This window comes from Kitasatospora sp. NPDC057595 (genome assembly GCF_042800875.1).
Classification (GTDB): domain Bacteria; phylum Actinomycetota; class Actinomycetes; order Streptomycetales; family Streptomycetaceae; genus Kitasatospora.
The window spans coordinates 190,327-205,250 of sequence record NZ_JBHVGL010000014.1 but is presented as its reverse complement, the minus strand read 5'-3'; the positions used below and the strand labels follow the sequence as shown (position 1 = coordinate 205,250).

Here is a 14,924-nt window from a genome sequence, read left to right as displayed (position 1 = left end):
TCATGGCCGGCAACGGAACCACGGACACCGGGATCACGGGCGGCGGGACCACGGGCAGTGGGACCACGGGCACCGGGCGGCGGATCGTCGTGGGGATCGACGGCTCGGCGCCGTCGAAGGCGGCGCTGCGCTGGGCGGTCGGACAGGCGGTGCTGACGGGAGCGACGGTGCACGCGGTGGCCGCGTGGGAGTACCCGTCGCTGTACGGCTGGTTCGCCCCGATGGTGGACGACGGCTTCGAGCAGTCGGCTCGCCGGACGCTGACCGCCGAGGTGGACGAGGTGATCGGTGCGCGGCGGCCGGTGCCGGTCACGGAGAGCCTGGTGCTGGGGCACGCGGCCGAGGCGCTGTTGGAGGCCGCCGAGGACGCCGATCTGCTGGTGCTCGGCAGCCGGGGCCGCGGGACGTTCGCCCGGACGCTGCTGGGGTCGGTGAGCACACGCTGCGCCGTGCACGGGTCGTGCCCGGTGGTGATCGTCCGGGCGGACGGGACCGCCGCAGCGCCCGCGCCGCTCGCGGCGGCCGCCACGGCTTCGGAGGCGGCGGGCGGTGGCCAGACGGCCGTCCGCACCAAGGACTGGCAGTTGAGCCTGCACGTGGTCGAGGACCGCGACACCACCCGGGTGCACGCGGTGCTCGACGCCGACGGCACCGTGCTGCACAGCGACGCGCTGGCCCACCGCAATCCGCTGGACGCCCCGGCGCCGGCGGTGGGCGACGACTTCGCGGTCGGCCGGGCGCTGGTCGACCTCGGCCACCAGCTGCTCCGCGCGGGCACCCACGGCGCCACGGGGTCCGCCGAGGAGTGACATGCTGACGACCGAAGGACAAGATGACCATCGACGATCGACGGCCGACGCCTGACAGCTGACAGTTGACAGCTGACAGATTTCAGATGACGGATAACAGATGACAGATTCTGTCAGCCCAACTCCGGGCGGCGACCACCCCGCCCCGGCGCCCGACTTCACCCCCGCCCAACGCGCCCGCGGCCGCGCGCTGCGCAGGAGCCAGCTCCCGTGGGCGCTCGGCGGACGGCTCACCGGCCTGGCACTGACCCTGGTGCTCGGCCTGACGCCCGCCGGCGCCGGGCTGGTCTCGACGGTCGGCGGATGGTTCGGCGGCTCGCGGACGGCGGAGGTACTCGCCGGCGCCGCCGCGCTGGTGCTGCTCGGGCAGCTGGCACAGCTGCCGTTCGGGGCGGGCGCCCGGTCGGTGCGGGCCCGGTTCGGCCTGGTCACCCAGGGCTGGGCCGGCTGGGCGGTGGACGTCCTGCGCGGGCTGGCACTGACGCTGGCCCTCGCCCTCCCGGTGGCCTTCGGCCTCTACGCGCTCACCGACCGCTCGCCGGACCGCTGGTGGATCCCGGCGGCGGGCGTGGCCGCGCTGCTGACCGCCGCCCTCTCCTTCCTCTACCCCCTGCTCGTCGAGCCGGTGTTCAACCGCTTCACCCCGATGGAGCCGGGCCCGCAACGCGAGGCACTGCTGGGCCTGGCCGAGCGGGACGGCGTCCGGGTGCGGGACGTCCTGGTGGCCGACGCCTCGCGCCGCACCACGGCGCTGAACGCCTACGTCTCGGGCCTGGGCGCGACCCGGCGGATCGTCGTGTACGACACGCTGCTGTCGACGGCCGACCCGCGCGAGGTGGAGCTGGTCGTCGCGCACGAACTGGGGCACGTCAAGCACCGGGACGTGCTGACCGGCACGGTGCTGGGCGCGGTGGGCGCGGCCGTCGTGGTCGTGCTGCTGGGCCTGGCTTCCGGCTGGGACGCGCTGCTGTCGGCGGCGGGCGCGACGGACGCGGCCGATCCGCGGTCGCTGCCGCTGCTCGCGGCGGTCGCCGCGCTGCTGGGGGCGCTGTCCGGGCCGGTGCAGTGCGCGGTGAGCCGTCGGGTGGAGACCCGGGCGGACCGGCACGCCCTCGAACTGACCGGGGACGTCGAGCAGTTCATCGCGATGCAGCGCAGGCTGGCGGTCACCAACGTCTCCGACGTCGACCCGCCGCGGGTGCTTGAGCTACTGTTCGCCACTCACCCGAGCGCCACCCGGCGGATCGCGGCCGCGCGTGCCTGGCGGCCCCGTCGCCCCTCCACCCCCAAACTCGTTGTATAGTGCAACAAAGCCCGAGGCCCCGAGGAGGTAGGTCACCGTGCCCGACCGCGAGACGTCGATCGCCACCATCCAGCGCGAGCTGACCGCCTTCGCCCGCCGCGCCCGCCACAAGGCGTCCCAGCTGCACCCGGACCTCTCGCTGGTCACCTACAGCATCCTGGACCTCATCACCGAGCGCGGCGGCTGCCGGGCCGCCGACGTCGCCGCGCACTTCATGCTCGACAAGTCCACGGTGAGCCGCCAGGTCACTGCCCTGGAGAAGCTGGGGCTGCTGCGCCGCGAGACCGACCCGGAGGACCAGCGCGGGCAGATCCTGCTCGCCACCGACGCCGGGCTGACCCTGCTGCGCGAGGCCAACGAGCAGCGGCGGCTCTCCTTCGCCGCCCGCTTCACCGACTGGTCGGACGAGGACGTCTCCCGCTTCGCCGACTACCTCGCCCGCTACGGCTCGGAAGGCTGAGCGAAGGCCGAGCGAAGGCCGAGCGAAGGCTGACCCGGCCGCCGGCCGGGCCGGACCACCGACCGGCTCGGGGTGCGGCGGACCACCCGGACGGTGTACAGAGGAGAGGTGCCACCTCGGCAGCCTCCCCGCGAGCGGCACCCCGGCGCGGGGCACCCCGACGACCGGCGTTCCCGCGACCGCCGCCGTTCCCGGCGGCCCGGCCGCCGGGCGATGACGGCGGTCCCGCTCGCGCTGATCGTGGTGATCACGGTGGTCGACGTGCTCTCCCCGCCGAGCATCCACCTGGGCCCGCTGCTGATCGTCGCCCCCGCGCTCACCGCGTCCGTCGCCGGTGCCCGGGCCACCGCCGTCGTGGCGGTGCTGGCGATCGCCGGGCTCACCGTCATCGGCATCCTGCGCGACGGCCTCACCACCGCCAACCACGAGACCCAGCTCGGCGCCCTGATCGCCGTCTCGGCCCTCATCGTCGGCCTGCGCGCGCTGCGCGACCGCCACGAGCGCCAACTCGCCCAGGTCCGCTCAGTCTCCGAGGCGGCGCAGCGCGTCCTGCTGCGCCCGCTGCCCGAGCGGATCGGCCCGCTGCGCCTGGCCTCGGTCTACCTGGCCGCCGAGGCGGAGGCCCAGGTCGGCGGCGACCTCTACGCGGCGGCCCGCACCACCGTCGGCACCCGGCTGCTGGTCGGCGACGTGCGCGGCAAGGGCCTGTCCTCGCTCGGCGACGCCGCGCTGCTGCTCGGGGCGTTCCGGGCCGCCGCGCACCTGCACGCCGAGCTGCCGGGCCTGGTCGGCTACCTCGACGGCAGCATCGCCTGGGACCTCGCCCAGCTCGCGGAGCAGCAGCGCACCCAGGACCGGGGCACCCAGGACCGGGGCGCCGAGGACCGGGGCGCCGAGGAGCAGCCGCGGCTCCCGCCCCCGCTCCGGCCGGGCGCCCGTCCACCGCCGCCCGGCTACGCGCCGGCCCATGCCTCCCCGGCAGCACCGACCCCCGCGACCCCCGCAACCACGACGTCCGCCGCGTCCGCGTCCGCCGCCACGGACGACAGCGGCGAGTCGTTCATCACCGCCCTCGTCCTGGACATCCCGGACGACGAGGCGGTGATCCGGCTGGTCGACTGCGGCCACCCGCCGCCGCTCCTGCTGCACGACGGCCTGGTCACCACCCTGGAGCCCGGCCGTACCGCGCCGCCGCTCGGCCTCGGCGAACTGGCCCCGGAGCCCTACTCGGTGGAGGAGTTCGCGTTCCTGCCCGGCGACCGGCTGCTGATCTACACCGACGGCGTGATCGAGGCCCGCGACGACGCGCGGCGCTTCTACCCCCTGTCCGAGCGGACCGCCGAACGGACCGCCGCCCACCCCGCCGAACGCCCGGCGGCCCTGCTGCACCACCTGCGCCGCGACCTGCTCGCGTACGTCGGCGGGCGGCTGGACGACGACGCGGCGATGGTCGTGGTGGAGCGCCTCGGCTGATCCACCACCAGGGGGCCGGGCGGCTCACGGCTGGTACGGCAGCTGCGGCACGTCGAAGCAGGTGGTGGTCATCGAGGCCACCTGGGTGACCCAGCCGCCGCGCCCGCCCTCGGCGGAGTCCTGCCAGCGGGCCGCGTTCAGGCAGGCCCGGGTGAGCCCGGTCGGCGGGGGCTGGGGGACGAACGAGGCGGGCAGGATCAGCCCGTGCGCGTCGTAGGGCTCGGGGCGGTTCATGAACCGTTCGACGCAGGCCCGGGTGAGGTCCGCGCCGCAGGAGTCCATCGCGTCGGTGAGCCACTGGGCGCCCGCCCAGCCCTCCAGCTCCCAGGCCGAGAGCAGCGGCTCGCGGTCCGGGTAGTAGCGCGCCATCGCCGCCCGGAACGCGGCCACCGCCGGGTGGCCGACGTCCTCGTAGTTGAGCGAGGAGGAGGTGGCCCAGAGCTCGTTGCGGCAGGTGGGCGAGGCCTGGTAGTCGGTGCGCACCGACTCCGACCAGTTCTGCACATTGGTCACCTTGGCGGTGATGTGGACCCCGGACTCGTCCAGGGAGCGGCAGAGCGCGGCGTTGCCCCGGGTGTCCATGGCGTCGAACAGCAACTGCGAGCCGTCCGCCCGCACGGCCGCGGCCACCGCCTGGAAGTTCGGCAGCGCGAAGTCCACCGTCTGGACGAGCACTCGGTAGCCCTCGGCCTCCAGGCCGGCGCGCAGCTGGGCGGCGTAGCGGGCGGAGTCGGCCTGGTTGTAGGCGACCACGGCGGCGCTGGTGGCACCCAGCTTCTGCTTGAAGAAACGGAACACCTCGGTGGACTGGTAGAGGGTGCCGTTCCAGCCGACGGCGTGCCCGTCGCGCGGCGCGTTGCTGCCGTAGATGCCGTACAGGTGCGGCCAGCGGTCGTAGGCGGTGCCGATCGGCTGGCCGCCGACGTCCGGCACCGCCTTGCCGCTCACGTAGGGGGCGCCGGCGTAGTCGAGGACGCTGCCGGAGACGAAGGCGAGGACGTGCGACTGGTCGATCAGCCGGTGCACGCAGTCCTGGTTGCCGATGCCGCTGCCGCCGTCGTCGCAGGTGACGACCTTGACGGTGCGGCCGTGCAGGCCGCCGTGGTCGTTGAGTGCCTGGAAGAAGGCCTGGGCGCCGTAGCGCGGACCGCTGAACACCTCGCTGCCGACGGGGCTGGTCAGCGAGGTGACGATGCCGACCCGGATCTCGGTCGGGGTGACGCCGGTGTCGGAGGCCGGGTTCCCGGCGGCGCTCCCCCCGGGCCCGGTCCCGGTGGCGCCCGCCGTGGTGGGGCGGGCGCCGAAGGCATCGGGCGGCAGGCGGGTCCCGCAGCCGGCCACCCCTGCCGACAGCACGAGCACGAGGACGAGGACGAGGGCCAGGGCAAGAGCGAGGGCGGGGGCGGCGGGGCGCGGGCGCCGACGCGGGGCAGGGATCAGCTGCATCCGGGGATCGGGGTGCCGGTGGCACCGGCGGCCTGGGTCAGCAGTCCGCAGAGGGTCGCGCGGGAGACCTTCCAGGTGCCGTTGTCCAGCACCGCCTGGCCGGTCGCGGCCGGTTCGACCACGCTGCCCTGGAGGGACAGCTCATAGGTGACGGTCGCCTCGGTCGCGGAGGTGAACGCCACGTTCGTCACCTTGGCCTGCACCTGGCCGACCCGCGGGTCCTGGGCGAAGCCCTCCAGGACGGGCAGCAGCGTGTCACCGTTCTGGAGCAGCGCGGCCTTCTCGGGGATCGGGGTGGTCGGGTCGAAGAACTTCTGCCAGTTGGCGGTGATCTCGGAGGTGGCCGCCGCCGGGTCGGCGGGCGCGGTCGCCCCGGGACTGGGGCTCGTGGTCCCGGTGGCCGTCTGCGTGGCCGTCGCGGTCATCGTCCCGGTCGCGGTCCCGGTCGCGGTCTCGGTGCCGGTCGCGGTGGCGGTCGCGGCGGGCGGCGACGGGCTCGCCGTCGAGGACTCCGACTTGCCGCTGCTGCAGGCGGCCGCCGCGACCGCCAGCAGCAGCGCGAGCAGGGCGCCCGCCGACCGCAGGACCGGGCCGGCGGCCCGCCGGGTACCGCTCTGCCTCACGTGCATGGTGTTCCTCTCGACGGCTCTCGACGGCCGGGGCGGGCGGAACCGGCGGGCGCGCCTCGCGGGCGCCGCTCGGGCCGGTTCGCGCCGTTCCGGATGCTGTTCCAGGCCGATCCTGGAAACGTCGCAAGTGACACCATCAAGGCGGATCCATGGACGAATCGCAATCCGGGACACAGGGGCGACCAAGCGGTACGAACCGCGCGAAGGGCGCGGCGGCGAGCGCGGTGCGCTCGGCCCGGGAGAACGGCGGGTGGGCCGGATGGGCGCTGGTCGCCGTGGGCGCGGTGCTCTGCGTGCTGGGCTGGTACGGGGTGTCCGGCGAGCGTTTTGTCGAGGAGCAGGTCCCCTACCTGGCGTCGGCGACCGTCCCGGGGGCGGCGCTGATCGTGGCGGGCGCCGTCCTGGTCGCCGTGCGCCCGCCCGGGCGCGGCCGCCCCGGACCGCCGTCACCGCCGCTCTCGGGGGCGCCCACGGCCACGGACCGCCGGATCGAGCACCTGTACGCCCTGCTCGTCGATCCGGCGCGGCCCGGCGACGACGCGCCGGCCGCCGCCACCGGCGCCCCGCTGGCCGTGCCCGGTGGCACGCTCTACCACCGCCCGGACTGCCCGCTGGTGGCGGGTAAGGCCGCCGCCGCGCCCGTCGACGCCTCCACCGTCCGGGAGCGCGGGCTCACGCCCTGCCCGCTCTGCGACCCGGGGCCGGCCGGTGAGCCGTCCGACGGCTCCACCACCCGTCCGGGCGATCCGCGCCCGCCGACCGGCTGAGGCGGCGGGCCGATGACCGGGCTCGGTTCGGCAGCCCTCGGCGCGAGCGCCCTCCCCGCGATCCCGCTCCACCCGACCGTGCTCCACGCGACGGTGCTCCACGCCGCCGGTCTCGACTCGACCGGTCTCACCGCCGACCTCGCGCTCGCCGGACTGACCGTCGGCAGCGCCGCCGCGCTCAGCGGCATCGGCCTGGTCGTCTGCCACCGCGCCACCGGTGTGCTCAACCTCGCCCAGGGCGCGCAGGCCATGTTCGTCGCCTACCTGCTGCGCGACCTGGTCGTCGTGCGGGGCTGGCCGGTCTGGCCGGCCGTGGGGTGCTGTCTGCTGCTGGTGGCGCCGGCCCTCGGAGTGCTGTTGGACGTCCTGGTGTACCGGCCGCTGCAACGGCGCGGTGCCGGACCGGCCGAGACGATGGTGGCCGGCCTCGGTGTGTTCGTGCTGCTCATCGGGGTGGTGGTGCTGGTGTGGGGGGCCGCGCCGGTGGGCGGCGCGCCGTCCCCGCTCGGCGGGGCACCGATCGCGCTGCCCGGCGGGCACACCCTGCGCCCGGACACGGTGGCGCAGCTGGCCGCGATCCTGGTGCTCGCCCTGGCGGTCGGGGCGACGACCCGGTTCACGCCGTTCGGCCTGCGGCTGCGGGCGGTGGTGGACGACCGGCGGCTCGCCGAACTGGCCGGGGTGGACGCCGACCGGGTGTCCGCGGCCGGGTGGGCGTTCGGCTCGTTCACCGCGGGGCTGGTCGGGATCGCGCTCGCGCCGTACCTGCTGCTCGACCCGTACGGGCTGCCGCTGCTGGTCATGGAGACGATGGCCGTCGCGGTGGCGGCCCGGCTGCGGAGCATCCCGGTCGCGGTGGTGACCGGGCTGGGGCTGGGCGTGCTGCAGGCCGAGCTGACCCGGTTCCGGCCGGACGGGCAGCTGCTGCCGCTGGTGCAGGCGGTGCAGGCGAACCTGTTCGTGGTGGCGCTGCTGGTCGCCGCGCTGCTGGCCGGCCCCGGGCTCACCGACGGGCGGGGGCGGCCGGACGGGTCGCCCGTCCCCCCGTGGGTGCGGGCACGGGGCGGCGGGGGTGCCTGGGCGGCGCGGGCGGTCTGCCTGGTGCTGCTCCTGCTGCCGCTCGGCTTCCGCGGCAACGACCTGCGCAGCGCGCTGCTGGTGCCGGCGCTGGCGCTGGTGCTGCTGTCGATCGTGGTGGTGACCGGCTACGGCGGGCAGATCTCGCTGGGCCAGGCCGGGTACGCGGGGCTGGGGGCGCTCGGGACGGCGCTGCTGATGTCCGGGCGGATCCCCGGGCTGCCCGCCCTGCCGGCCGTGCCCGCGCTGCTGTTCGCCGTGCTCGCCACCGCGCCGCTCGGCCTGCTCACCGGCTGGCCGGCGATCCGGCGGCGCGGCCTGGCCCTGGCGCTGGTGACCTTCGCGGTCGGCACGACGCTCAGCCGGTTCGTCTTCCAGCAGCCGTACGCCACCACCGGGCTGGTCCTGGACCGGCCCGCGTTCCTGGCGGGCGACCGCGCGTTCTACGTCGCCGAACTGCTGCTGCTCGGGCTGGGCGCGGCCGTGGTGCGGGCCCTGCACGGCGGGCGCACCGGCCGGGCGCTGAGCGCGATGCGCGACCACGAACCGGGGGCGGCCGCGGCGGGGGTGAACGTGCCGGGGCTCAAGCTGTGCGCCTTCGTGGTGGGTGCGGCGCTGGCAGCGCTCGGCGGCGGGCTGATGGGCATGGCCGGGCGCGCGTTCGACCCGGCGGCGTTCGACCCCGTGCAGGGTCTGCTCTGGTTCGCGGCCGTGGTCGTCGCGGGCGCGGACAGCGCGTTGGCGGCGGTCCTGGCGGCGGCGCTGCTCACCGGTCTGGACGCGGGCACGGTGGCGGGGGTGTCGGCGGTCGCGGTCGGCGTGCTGGCGGCCGCGATCGGCCGGCTGCCGGGCGGCCTCGCCGGCCTCGCCACGGCCCGGGCGGCGGTGCGGCCCGGTACCCCGTCGGCGTTGCCGGCAGCGGCGCCGCCCCTGCCCACGGGCCGGCTGTCGCCGGTGGGGCGGCGGGTGCGGGCGCTGATCGCGGCCCGCCGGACGGCCGGGGGCGAGGCGCCCGGGGAGGCTCCGGGGGAGGCCGGGCCGTGACCGGGCCGCGTCGCGCCGTCGCGCCGTCGGCCGGGGTGCCCGCCACCCGGCTGACGGCCCGCGGGGTGGTGCGGCGGTACGGGGGGATCGAGGCGGTGGCGGGGGTCGATCTGGTCACGGAGCCGGGGCGGGTGACGGCGTTGATCGGGCCGAACGGGGCGGGGAAGAGCACGCTGTTCGACTGTCTGGCCGGGACCGCCCGCCCGGATGCCGGCCGGGTGCTGCTGGGCGGCCGGGACGTCACCCGGCTCCCGGTGCACCGGCGGGTGCGGCTCGGGCTGGCCCGCACGTTCCAGCAGATCGCCGTGTTCCCGACGCTGTCGGTGGCGGACAACGTCCGGGTCGGCGCGGAGCAGCAGCGCTCCGGTGCCGAGCGGCGCCCAGGCGCGGCGGACGGCCGGACGGCGCGGGCGCTCGCCGTGTTCGGGCTGGGCCCGGTGGCGGCGGAGCCGGCGGGCGGGCAGCCGACGGGCGTGCTGCGGCTGGTCGAACTGGCGCGGGCGCTGGCCGGTGAGCCGCGCGTCCTGCTGCTGGACGAGCCGGCGGCGGGCCTGGACTCCGCGCAGACCACCCGGCTGCTCACCGTCCTGCGCGGTCTCGCCGACGACGGCATGGCCCTACTGCTGGTCGAGCACGACCCGGACCTGGTCGCCGAACTCGCCGACACCGTCTACGCGATGGCCGACGGCCGGATGGTGGCGGCCGGGCCGACGGCGGCGGTGCTGGCCGACCCCCGGGTGGTCCGCGCCTGGGGGCGGTGACGGGACGGGTGACAGCTGACAACTGACAGATTTCAGAAAACAGATAACAGATAACAGCTGACAGATATCAGATGACAGATTTCCAATTCCCAACCCTCAACCCGTACTCGACCCCCGGAGCGCCCCATGCCCGTCGAAGTCGCCCTGCTGGCCGTGCGGGTGCGGTACGGCCCGCTGGAGGCCCTGCACGGCGTGGACCTGGCCGTGCCCGCCGGGCGGGTGACCGTGCTGCTCGGCCGCAACGGGTCCGGCCGCACCAGCGTGCTGCACACGCTGGCCGGGCTGGTGCGGCCGGCCGCCGGGCGGGTGGTGTGGCGGGGGCGGGACGTCACCGCGCTCGGCGTGCACCAGCGGGTACGGCTCGGGCTGGCGCTGGTGCCGGCGGAGCGGGCCGTGTTCGCCTCGCTGACCGTCGCCGAGCACCTCGCCCTCGGCGCCCGCACCCGGGGCGATCTCGCGGACGAGGCACTGGAGCTGTTCCCCGAGCTCTCCGCCCTGCTCCCCCGGCGGGCCGGAACGCTCTCCGGCGGTCAGCAGCAACTCGTAGCCGTGGCCCGCTCGTTGACCGCCGCGCCGGCGCTGCTCCTGCTCGACGAACCGGACCGGGGGCTGGCCCCGGCCGCCGCCGCCCGACTGCACGAACACCTGCTGACCTCGGCCGCCGCCACCGGTCGGACGGTGGTGCTGACCGCGCAGACGCTCCCCGCGACGCTGGCCGGGGCGGCGGCCGTGCACGTCCTGCACCGGGGTGAGGTCACCTTCTCCGGCGAGCCCGGCGAGCCCGGGGAGCCTTGGGAGCCCGGCGAGCCGAGAACGGCTCCGGACGCGACCCGGTGATCACCTCGCCCGGCGCAGCGGCGGCCGTGATCGACGCCACTCAGCAGTACGCGCTCTTCTCTCCCCCCGCGGACGGCACGGGCCAGGTCGGTCGAGCCGCTCAGGATCCACGCGGCGATCCCGAGGTCGAAGACCTCGCCGTCTGCCGACCGCTCGGCCACCCACAGGCCGAGATCAGGATCTGCGGCTGGTACTGGGTTCACCATGAGATCGGGTACAGGCTTCATGGCACCGTCCTCCTGCGGTGCTCTAGCGTCGTGCCATGACGATTCCAGCTGGACTGAGACGCACGGTCCTCCGGGCGCGGCGGGACACCGGCTTTCTCGCCGCTGGTGTGCTGCCGCACCTGGCGCTGGTGCCCGTGTGGTCCTGGGCGGCGACGACCACCGCCAGGACGGGGAACTGGCTCCTTACGGTTTCCGTGTCGGCCGCCCTGGTCCTGCTCGGCGCCCCGGTACTGACGGCCGTCCAGCGGGCTCGCCACCGGGTGCTCATCGGCGTGGACGTCCCCCGGCTCACCCCCACCGCGCCGGAACAATGGACGTGGGCCTCGACCGCCCGGTGGCTCGCGGCGACGCGGCCTTGGCGCAAGATCGGCTACCACCTCGTGCTGGGCCCGCCGCTCGCGCTGCTGGAGCTGCTGGTGCTCGCGGTGGCAGCGGCGTCCCTGGCGGGCGTCACCGCCTACGCCTGGTCATGGGCGCTGCCAACCGGAATCCGCCAGGACGGGTTCGACCACCTGACCCAGCTACCGGTCTACACGGCGACCGGACTCCTCCTCCTGTGCGCCCTGCCCTGGACCGCGCGGGCGGTAGCCCGGGCCGAGGCGCGGCTGGCGTCGGGCCTGCTCGGGCCCAGCCTGGCGCAGCGGCTCCAGGAGCGGGTCGATCAGCTGGCCGTGAGCCGGACCGACTTGATCGAGGCCGTCGACGCGGAGCGCCGCCGGATCGAGCGCGACCTGCACGACGGCACCCAGCAGCGGTTGGTGTCTCTCGCGGTCAACCTGGGTCTGGCCATGGCCACCCGCCCGGACCTGCCAGGTGATGCCCGCGAGGTGATCGCGAGGGCGCACCTGGAGGCGAAGGAGGCGATCGCCGAACTCAATGACCTGGTGCGGGGGCTGCACCCGGCCGTGCTCGAAGACCGTGGTCTGGACGCGGCGCTGTCCGGGCTGGCCGCCCGCACGCCCCTGCCGGTGCGGCTGCGGGTCAATCTGGAGGAGCGGGTGGCGCCCAGCGTGGAGTCGGTCGCGTACTTCGTGATCTCGGAGGCGCTGACCAATGCGACGAAGCACGCCAACGCGATGCGTGCAGAGGTGATGGTCCGTCGGGTCGGCGAGGTGCTGCGAGTGCGCGTTACCGACGACGGGCTGGGCGGTGCCGACGCCGCCGGCACGGGGCTGACCGGGCTGGCCAAGCGGGTCGGTTCCCTCGACGGGGCCTTCCACGTCAGCAGCCCCGCCGGCGGGCCCACCACCATCACCGCGGAGCTGCCGTGCGCGCGGTGATCGCCGAGGATTCGGTGCTGTTGCGGGTCGGCCTGATCAAGGTGCTGGAGATGGGCGGGTTCCAGGTCGCCGCGGAAGCCGGCGACGCGGAGGGGCTGCTGGCGGCAGTGGCGGAGCACCGGCCCGAACTCGCCTTGATCGACGTCCGGATGCCGCCCGGCTTCACCGACGAGGGGGTGCGGGCGGCGATGGAGATCCGTCGGCGCTGGCCGGGGACGCCGGTGGTGCTGCTCTCGCAGTACGTGGAGGAGCGGTACGCGGCTGACCTGCTGTCCGCGAACACCAGCGGTGTGGGCTACCTGCTCAAGCAGCGGGTTGCCGATGTCGCCGACTTCGTGGCTGCGGTCCGGCGAGTGGCGGACGGGGGCACGGCCCTGGACCCGCAGGTCGTCGCCCAGTTGCTGCTGCGGCGCGACAGCGACCCGCTCGCGCGGCTGACCCCCCGCGAACGGGAGGTGCTCGGCCTGATGGCCGAGGGGCGCTCCAATGCCGGCATCGCGCAGGCGCTGGTGGTCAGCGAGAGCGCCGTGGCGAAGCACATCAACAACATCTTCGCCAAGCTCGACCTGCCCGTGGTCGACGCGGACCACCGCCGCGTCCTGGCCGTGCTGCGGTTCCTCGGAGCGGCCCGGACCTGACCTTCCCATCCGTGATCACGATCTACGGCCGGAGTACTTGCCCCGATGGCCGAGCGCCCCGCGGACGTGTGCGGTACCCGATGGGCCCAGGCCGTCTGCCCCGGACACCGGACTGCAGTCGCCCGGCCTTGAACGGTGGAGTCGGCGCCATCCTGACGCCGACTCCACCGATTCGCCGACTCCGTCGACTACGCCGCCGCCCGGGCGTCCGTGGCGAGCGCCTCGGCGACGGGGAGGTTCGGCTGCGGGTGGGTGAGCAGGTGCACGCCGGCCGCCAGGGCGCCGCCGACCAGCGGCGCGAGGAGGAACAGCCACAGCTGCGAGAGTGCCGGGCCGCCCGCGAACAGGGCCGGGCCGAGGCTGCGGGCCGGGTTCACCGAGGTGCCGGTGAGCGGGATGCCGACCAGGTGCACGACCACCAGGGCCATGCCGATCGGCAGCCCGTCGAAGCCGGTGGCGGCGAGGCGGTGGGTGACCGCGAGCACCACGTAGACCAGCAGGAAGGTCAGCACGACCTCGGTCAGGAAGGCGCCGCCGGCGTTGATGTGGACCTGCGAGCGGTCACCCCAGCCGTTGGTGCCGAGCTTGCCGTGGGTCTCCAGACCCGGGACCTGCTTGGCGAGCAGCAGCACCAGCGCCGCGCCCGCGATGCCGCCGAGCACCTGCGCGACCCAGTACGACACCGCCGTGCGGCCGTCGATCCGGCGGGCCAGCAGGAAACCGAGCGTCACCGCCGGGTTCACGTGGCAGCCGGAGATCGGCCCGATCGCGTACGCGAGCGCGAGCAGCACCAGGCCGAAGGCGAGCGCGATGCCCACCGAGCCGATGGCCTCCCCGGCCAGCACCGCCGCGCCCACCGCCAGCAGCACCAACAACAGCGTTCCGAGGAATTCGCCGACCACCGCTCGCCTGTCCATCCGGGTCCTCCTGACCTCGTCCGCGCGGACGGTCCGATGCCGCCCGTCGCTCCGGTCAACCCTGTGCACTCGAATGGGCGAGCGCATGTCGGCCGACCGGCTGATCCCCGTGATCTCGGGGATTCCGAGCGTCGGATTATTCCAAACGAGTGAAAATCAGGCCAATCCGGACTTAGCTCACCATCAGGACGATCTTCCCCCGCAGGTGGCCGCGCGCGCTCTCGGCCTGTGCCTCGGCCGCCTCCGCCAGCGGCCGCACCCGGTGCAGCGGCAGGGTCAGGTCACCCGCCTCGAACAGCTCGATCGCGCCGTTCAGCGCCGGGCGGTCGTAGGTGGCGGTCGACTCTCCACCGGTGAAGCGCACCCCGTGCTGCTCGGCGCCCTGCCAGTCGGCGATGGTCAGCACCCGCTCCGCTCCGCCCGCCAGCTCGACCGAGAGCGGCAGCACACCCGACCCGGCCGCGTCCAGCACCCGGTCCACACCCCCGGGCGCGGCGGCGCGGACCCGCTCGGCCAGCCCCTCGCCGTACGCCACCGGCACCGCGCCCAGCTCGCGCAGGTACGCGTGGTTGGCCTCGCTCGCGGTGCCGATCACCCGGATCCCCCGGGCCCGGGCGAACTGCAGCAGCAGCGTGCCGACGCCGCCGGCCGCGCCGTGCACCAGCAGCGTGTGGCCGGACTCGGCGCCCAGCAGGTCGAGCGAGCGCCAGGAGGTCTCGGCGGCCACCGGGACCGCCGCCGCCTGCGCCCAGCCGAGCGCGGCCGGCTTGCGGACCAGCCGGTCCGCCTCCGCCAGCACGTGCTCCGCGTACCCGCCGCCGTGCACCGCGCCGAGCACCTCGTCGCCGGCCCGCCACTCGGTGACGCCCGCGCCGACCGACTCCACCACGCCCGCGACCTCGTAGCCGAGGACGGCGGGGAAGGCGACCGGGAACAGCGCGGTCAGCGCGCCGGAACGCACCTTGTGGTCGAGCGGGTTGACGCCGACGGCGCGCACCGCGATCCGCACCTGGCCGGGGCCGGGCGGGGGCAGCTCGACCGAGATCGGCCGCAGGACGTCCACGCCGCCGTACTCGGTGAAGCCGACGGCCTCGGTCGAGAGGGTGCCCGTACCCGTACCCGTGCCGGAAGGGTTGCTCATGGGAATGCCCACCGTTCGTTCGCTCCTGGGGACTTGGCTCGTCCCGGTGACGGCTCCAGCCTGGTACGGGCGACGGGCCCGGCCGCCCCGCCGTTCGGACGGTTCCACCCGTCCG

14 protein-coding genes are annotated in these 14,924 nt (G+C 75.3%); 10 read left to right on the top strand and 4 right to left on the bottom strand.

Annotated elements, in window-relative coordinates; translation table 11 throughout:
• Positions 1-2 precede the first annotated feature (2 nt).
• The 4 genes from ACFU9E_RS22170 to ACFU9E_RS22155 all read left to right on the top strand — a co-directional run bounded on the left by ACFU9E_RS22170 (position 3) and on the right by ACFU9E_RS22155 (position 4,045).
• On the top strand, positions 3-809 hold the full coding sequence (locus ACFU9E_RS22170) for a universal stress protein (RefSeq protein WP_380679810.1): 807 nt from the start codon (positions 3-5) through the stop codon (positions 807-809).
• A gap of 100 nt (positions 810-909) precedes the next feature.
• Entirely contained in the window at positions 910-2,112 is a 1,203-nt protein-coding gene (locus tag ACFU9E_RS22165) for a M48 family metalloprotease (protein WP_380679807.1), read from the top strand.
• Between the two features lie 37 nt (positions 2,113-2,149).
• Entirely contained in the window at positions 2,150-2,572 is a 423-nt protein-coding gene (locus ACFU9E_RS22160) for a MarR family transcriptional regulator (protein ID WP_355362720.1), read from the top strand.
• A gap of 108 nt (positions 2,573-2,680) precedes the next feature.
• Positions 2,681-4,045 carry a PP2C family protein-serine/threonine phosphatase gene (locus ACFU9E_RS22155; RefSeq protein ID WP_380679804.1) on the top strand — a complete coding sequence of 455 codons (1,365 nt, stop codon included), beginning with the start codon at positions 2,681-2,683 and terminating at the stop codon, positions 4,043-4,045.
• A gap of 24 nt (positions 4,046-4,069) precedes the next feature.
• On the opposite strand, the gene ACFU9E_RS22150 is transcribed toward ACFU9E_RS22155, so the two are convergent.
• Positions 4,070-5,491 (bottom strand): ABC transporter substrate-binding protein, encoded by a 1,422-nt coding sequence (locus tag ACFU9E_RS22150; RefSeq protein ID WP_380679801.1) that lies wholly within the window; start codon positions 5,489-5,491, stop codon positions 4,070-4,072.
• The gene (locus ACFU9E_RS22145) at positions 5,482-6,120 is read right to left on the bottom strand and encodes a hypothetical protein (protein ID WP_380679798.1); all 639 of its coding nucleotides are present in this window, start codon (positions 6,118-6,120) and stop codon (positions 5,482-5,484) included. Before ACFU9E_RS22145 ends, ACFU9E_RS22150 begins: the two co-directional genes overlap by 10 nt.
• 149 nt (positions 6,121-6,269) lie before the next feature.
• On the opposite strand from ACFU9E_RS22145, the gene ACFU9E_RS22140 reads away from it, so the two are divergent.
• From ACFU9E_RS22140 to ACFU9E_RS22115, 6 genes are all read left to right on the top strand, one after another.
• Positions 6,270-6,887 carry a hypothetical protein gene (locus ACFU9E_RS22140; RefSeq protein WP_380715265.1) on the top strand — a complete coding sequence of 206 codons (618 nt, stop codon included), beginning with the start codon at positions 6,270-6,272 and terminating at the stop codon, positions 6,885-6,887.
• Between the two features lie 12 nt (positions 6,888-6,899).
• Complete coding sequence (locus ACFU9E_RS22135) at positions 6,900-9,008, top strand: ABC transporter permease (RefSeq protein WP_380679793.1); 2,109 nt, start codon at positions 6,900-6,902, stop codon at positions 9,006-9,008.
• Positions 9,005-9,769, top strand: coding sequence for an ABC transporter ATP-binding protein (locus ACFU9E_RS22130; RefSeq protein WP_380679790.1), 765 nt, complete (start codon positions 9,005-9,007; stop codon positions 9,767-9,769). The genes ACFU9E_RS22135 and ACFU9E_RS22130 overlap by 4 nt, the downstream gene beginning before the upstream one ends.
• Positions 9,770-9,895: 126 nt before the next feature.
• On the top strand, positions 9,896-10,606 hold the full coding sequence (locus ACFU9E_RS22125) for an ATP-binding cassette domain-containing protein (protein WP_380679787.1): 711 nt from the start codon (positions 9,896-9,898) through the stop codon (positions 10,604-10,606).
• A 262-nt stretch (positions 10,607-10,868) separates the two neighbouring features.
• Complete coding sequence (locus ACFU9E_RS22120) at positions 10,869-12,113, top strand: histidine kinase (RefSeq protein ID WP_380679784.1); 1,245 nt, start codon at positions 10,869-10,871, stop codon at positions 12,111-12,113.
• Positions 12,101-12,751, top strand: coding sequence for a response regulator (locus ACFU9E_RS22115; protein ID WP_380679781.1), 651 nt, complete (start codon positions 12,101-12,103; stop codon positions 12,749-12,751). The genes ACFU9E_RS22120 and ACFU9E_RS22115 overlap by 13 nt, the downstream gene beginning before the upstream one ends.
• A 188-nt stretch (positions 12,752-12,939) precedes the next feature.
• Here the strand turns inward: ACFU9E_RS22115 and ACFU9E_RS22110 are convergent, their stop codons facing one another.
• Positions 12,940-13,668, bottom strand: coding sequence for an MIP family channel protein (locus ACFU9E_RS22110; RefSeq protein WP_380680437.1), 729 nt, complete (start codon positions 13,666-13,668; stop codon positions 12,940-12,942).
• Between the two features lie 172 nt (positions 13,669-13,840).
• Positions 13,841-14,809, bottom strand: coding sequence for an NADP-dependent oxidoreductase (locus tag ACFU9E_RS22105; RefSeq protein ID WP_380680434.1), 969 nt, complete (start codon positions 14,807-14,809; stop codon positions 13,841-13,843).
• Positions 14,810-14,924 lie beyond the last annotated feature (115 nt).

Coding starts and splice junctions, on each gene's coding strand:
- ACFU9E_RS22145 (WP_380679798.1), bottom strand. CDS start 6,120: ATGCACGTGAGGCAGAGCGGTACCCGGCGGGCCGCCGGCCCGGTCCTG.
- ACFU9E_RS22125 (WP_380679787.1), top strand. CDS start 9,896: ATGCCCGTCGAAGTCGCCCTGCTGGCCGTGCGGGTGCGGTACGGCCCG.
- ACFU9E_RS22135 (WP_380679793.1), top strand. CDS start 6,900: ATGACCGGGCTCGGTTCGGCAGCCCTCGGCGCGAGCGCCCTCCCCGCG.
- ACFU9E_RS22105 (WP_380680434.1), bottom strand. CDS start 14,809: ATGAGCAACCCTTCCGGCACGGGTACGGGTACGGGCACCCTCTCGACC.
- ACFU9E_RS22150 (WP_380679801.1), bottom strand. CDS start 5,491: ATGCAGCTGATCCCTGCCCCGCGTCGGCGCCCGCGCCCCGCCGCCCCC.
- ACFU9E_RS22120 (WP_380679784.1), top strand. CDS start 10,869: ATGACGATTCCAGCTGGACTGAGACGCACGGTCCTCCGGGCGCGGCGG.
- ACFU9E_RS22140 (WP_380715265.1), top strand. CDS start 6,270: ATGGACGAATCGCAATCCGGGACACAGGGGCGACCAAGCGGTACGAAC.
- ACFU9E_RS22165 (WP_380679807.1), top strand. CDS start 910: ATGACAGATTCTGTCAGCCCAACTCCGGGCGGCGACCACCCCGCCCCG.
- ACFU9E_RS22110 (WP_380680437.1), bottom strand. CDS start 13,668: ATGGACAGGCGAGCGGTGGTCGGCGAATTCCTCGGAACGCTGTTGTTG.
- ACFU9E_RS22170 (WP_380679810.1), top strand. CDS start 3: ATGGCCGGCAACGGAACCACGGACACCGGGATCACGGGCGGCGGGACC.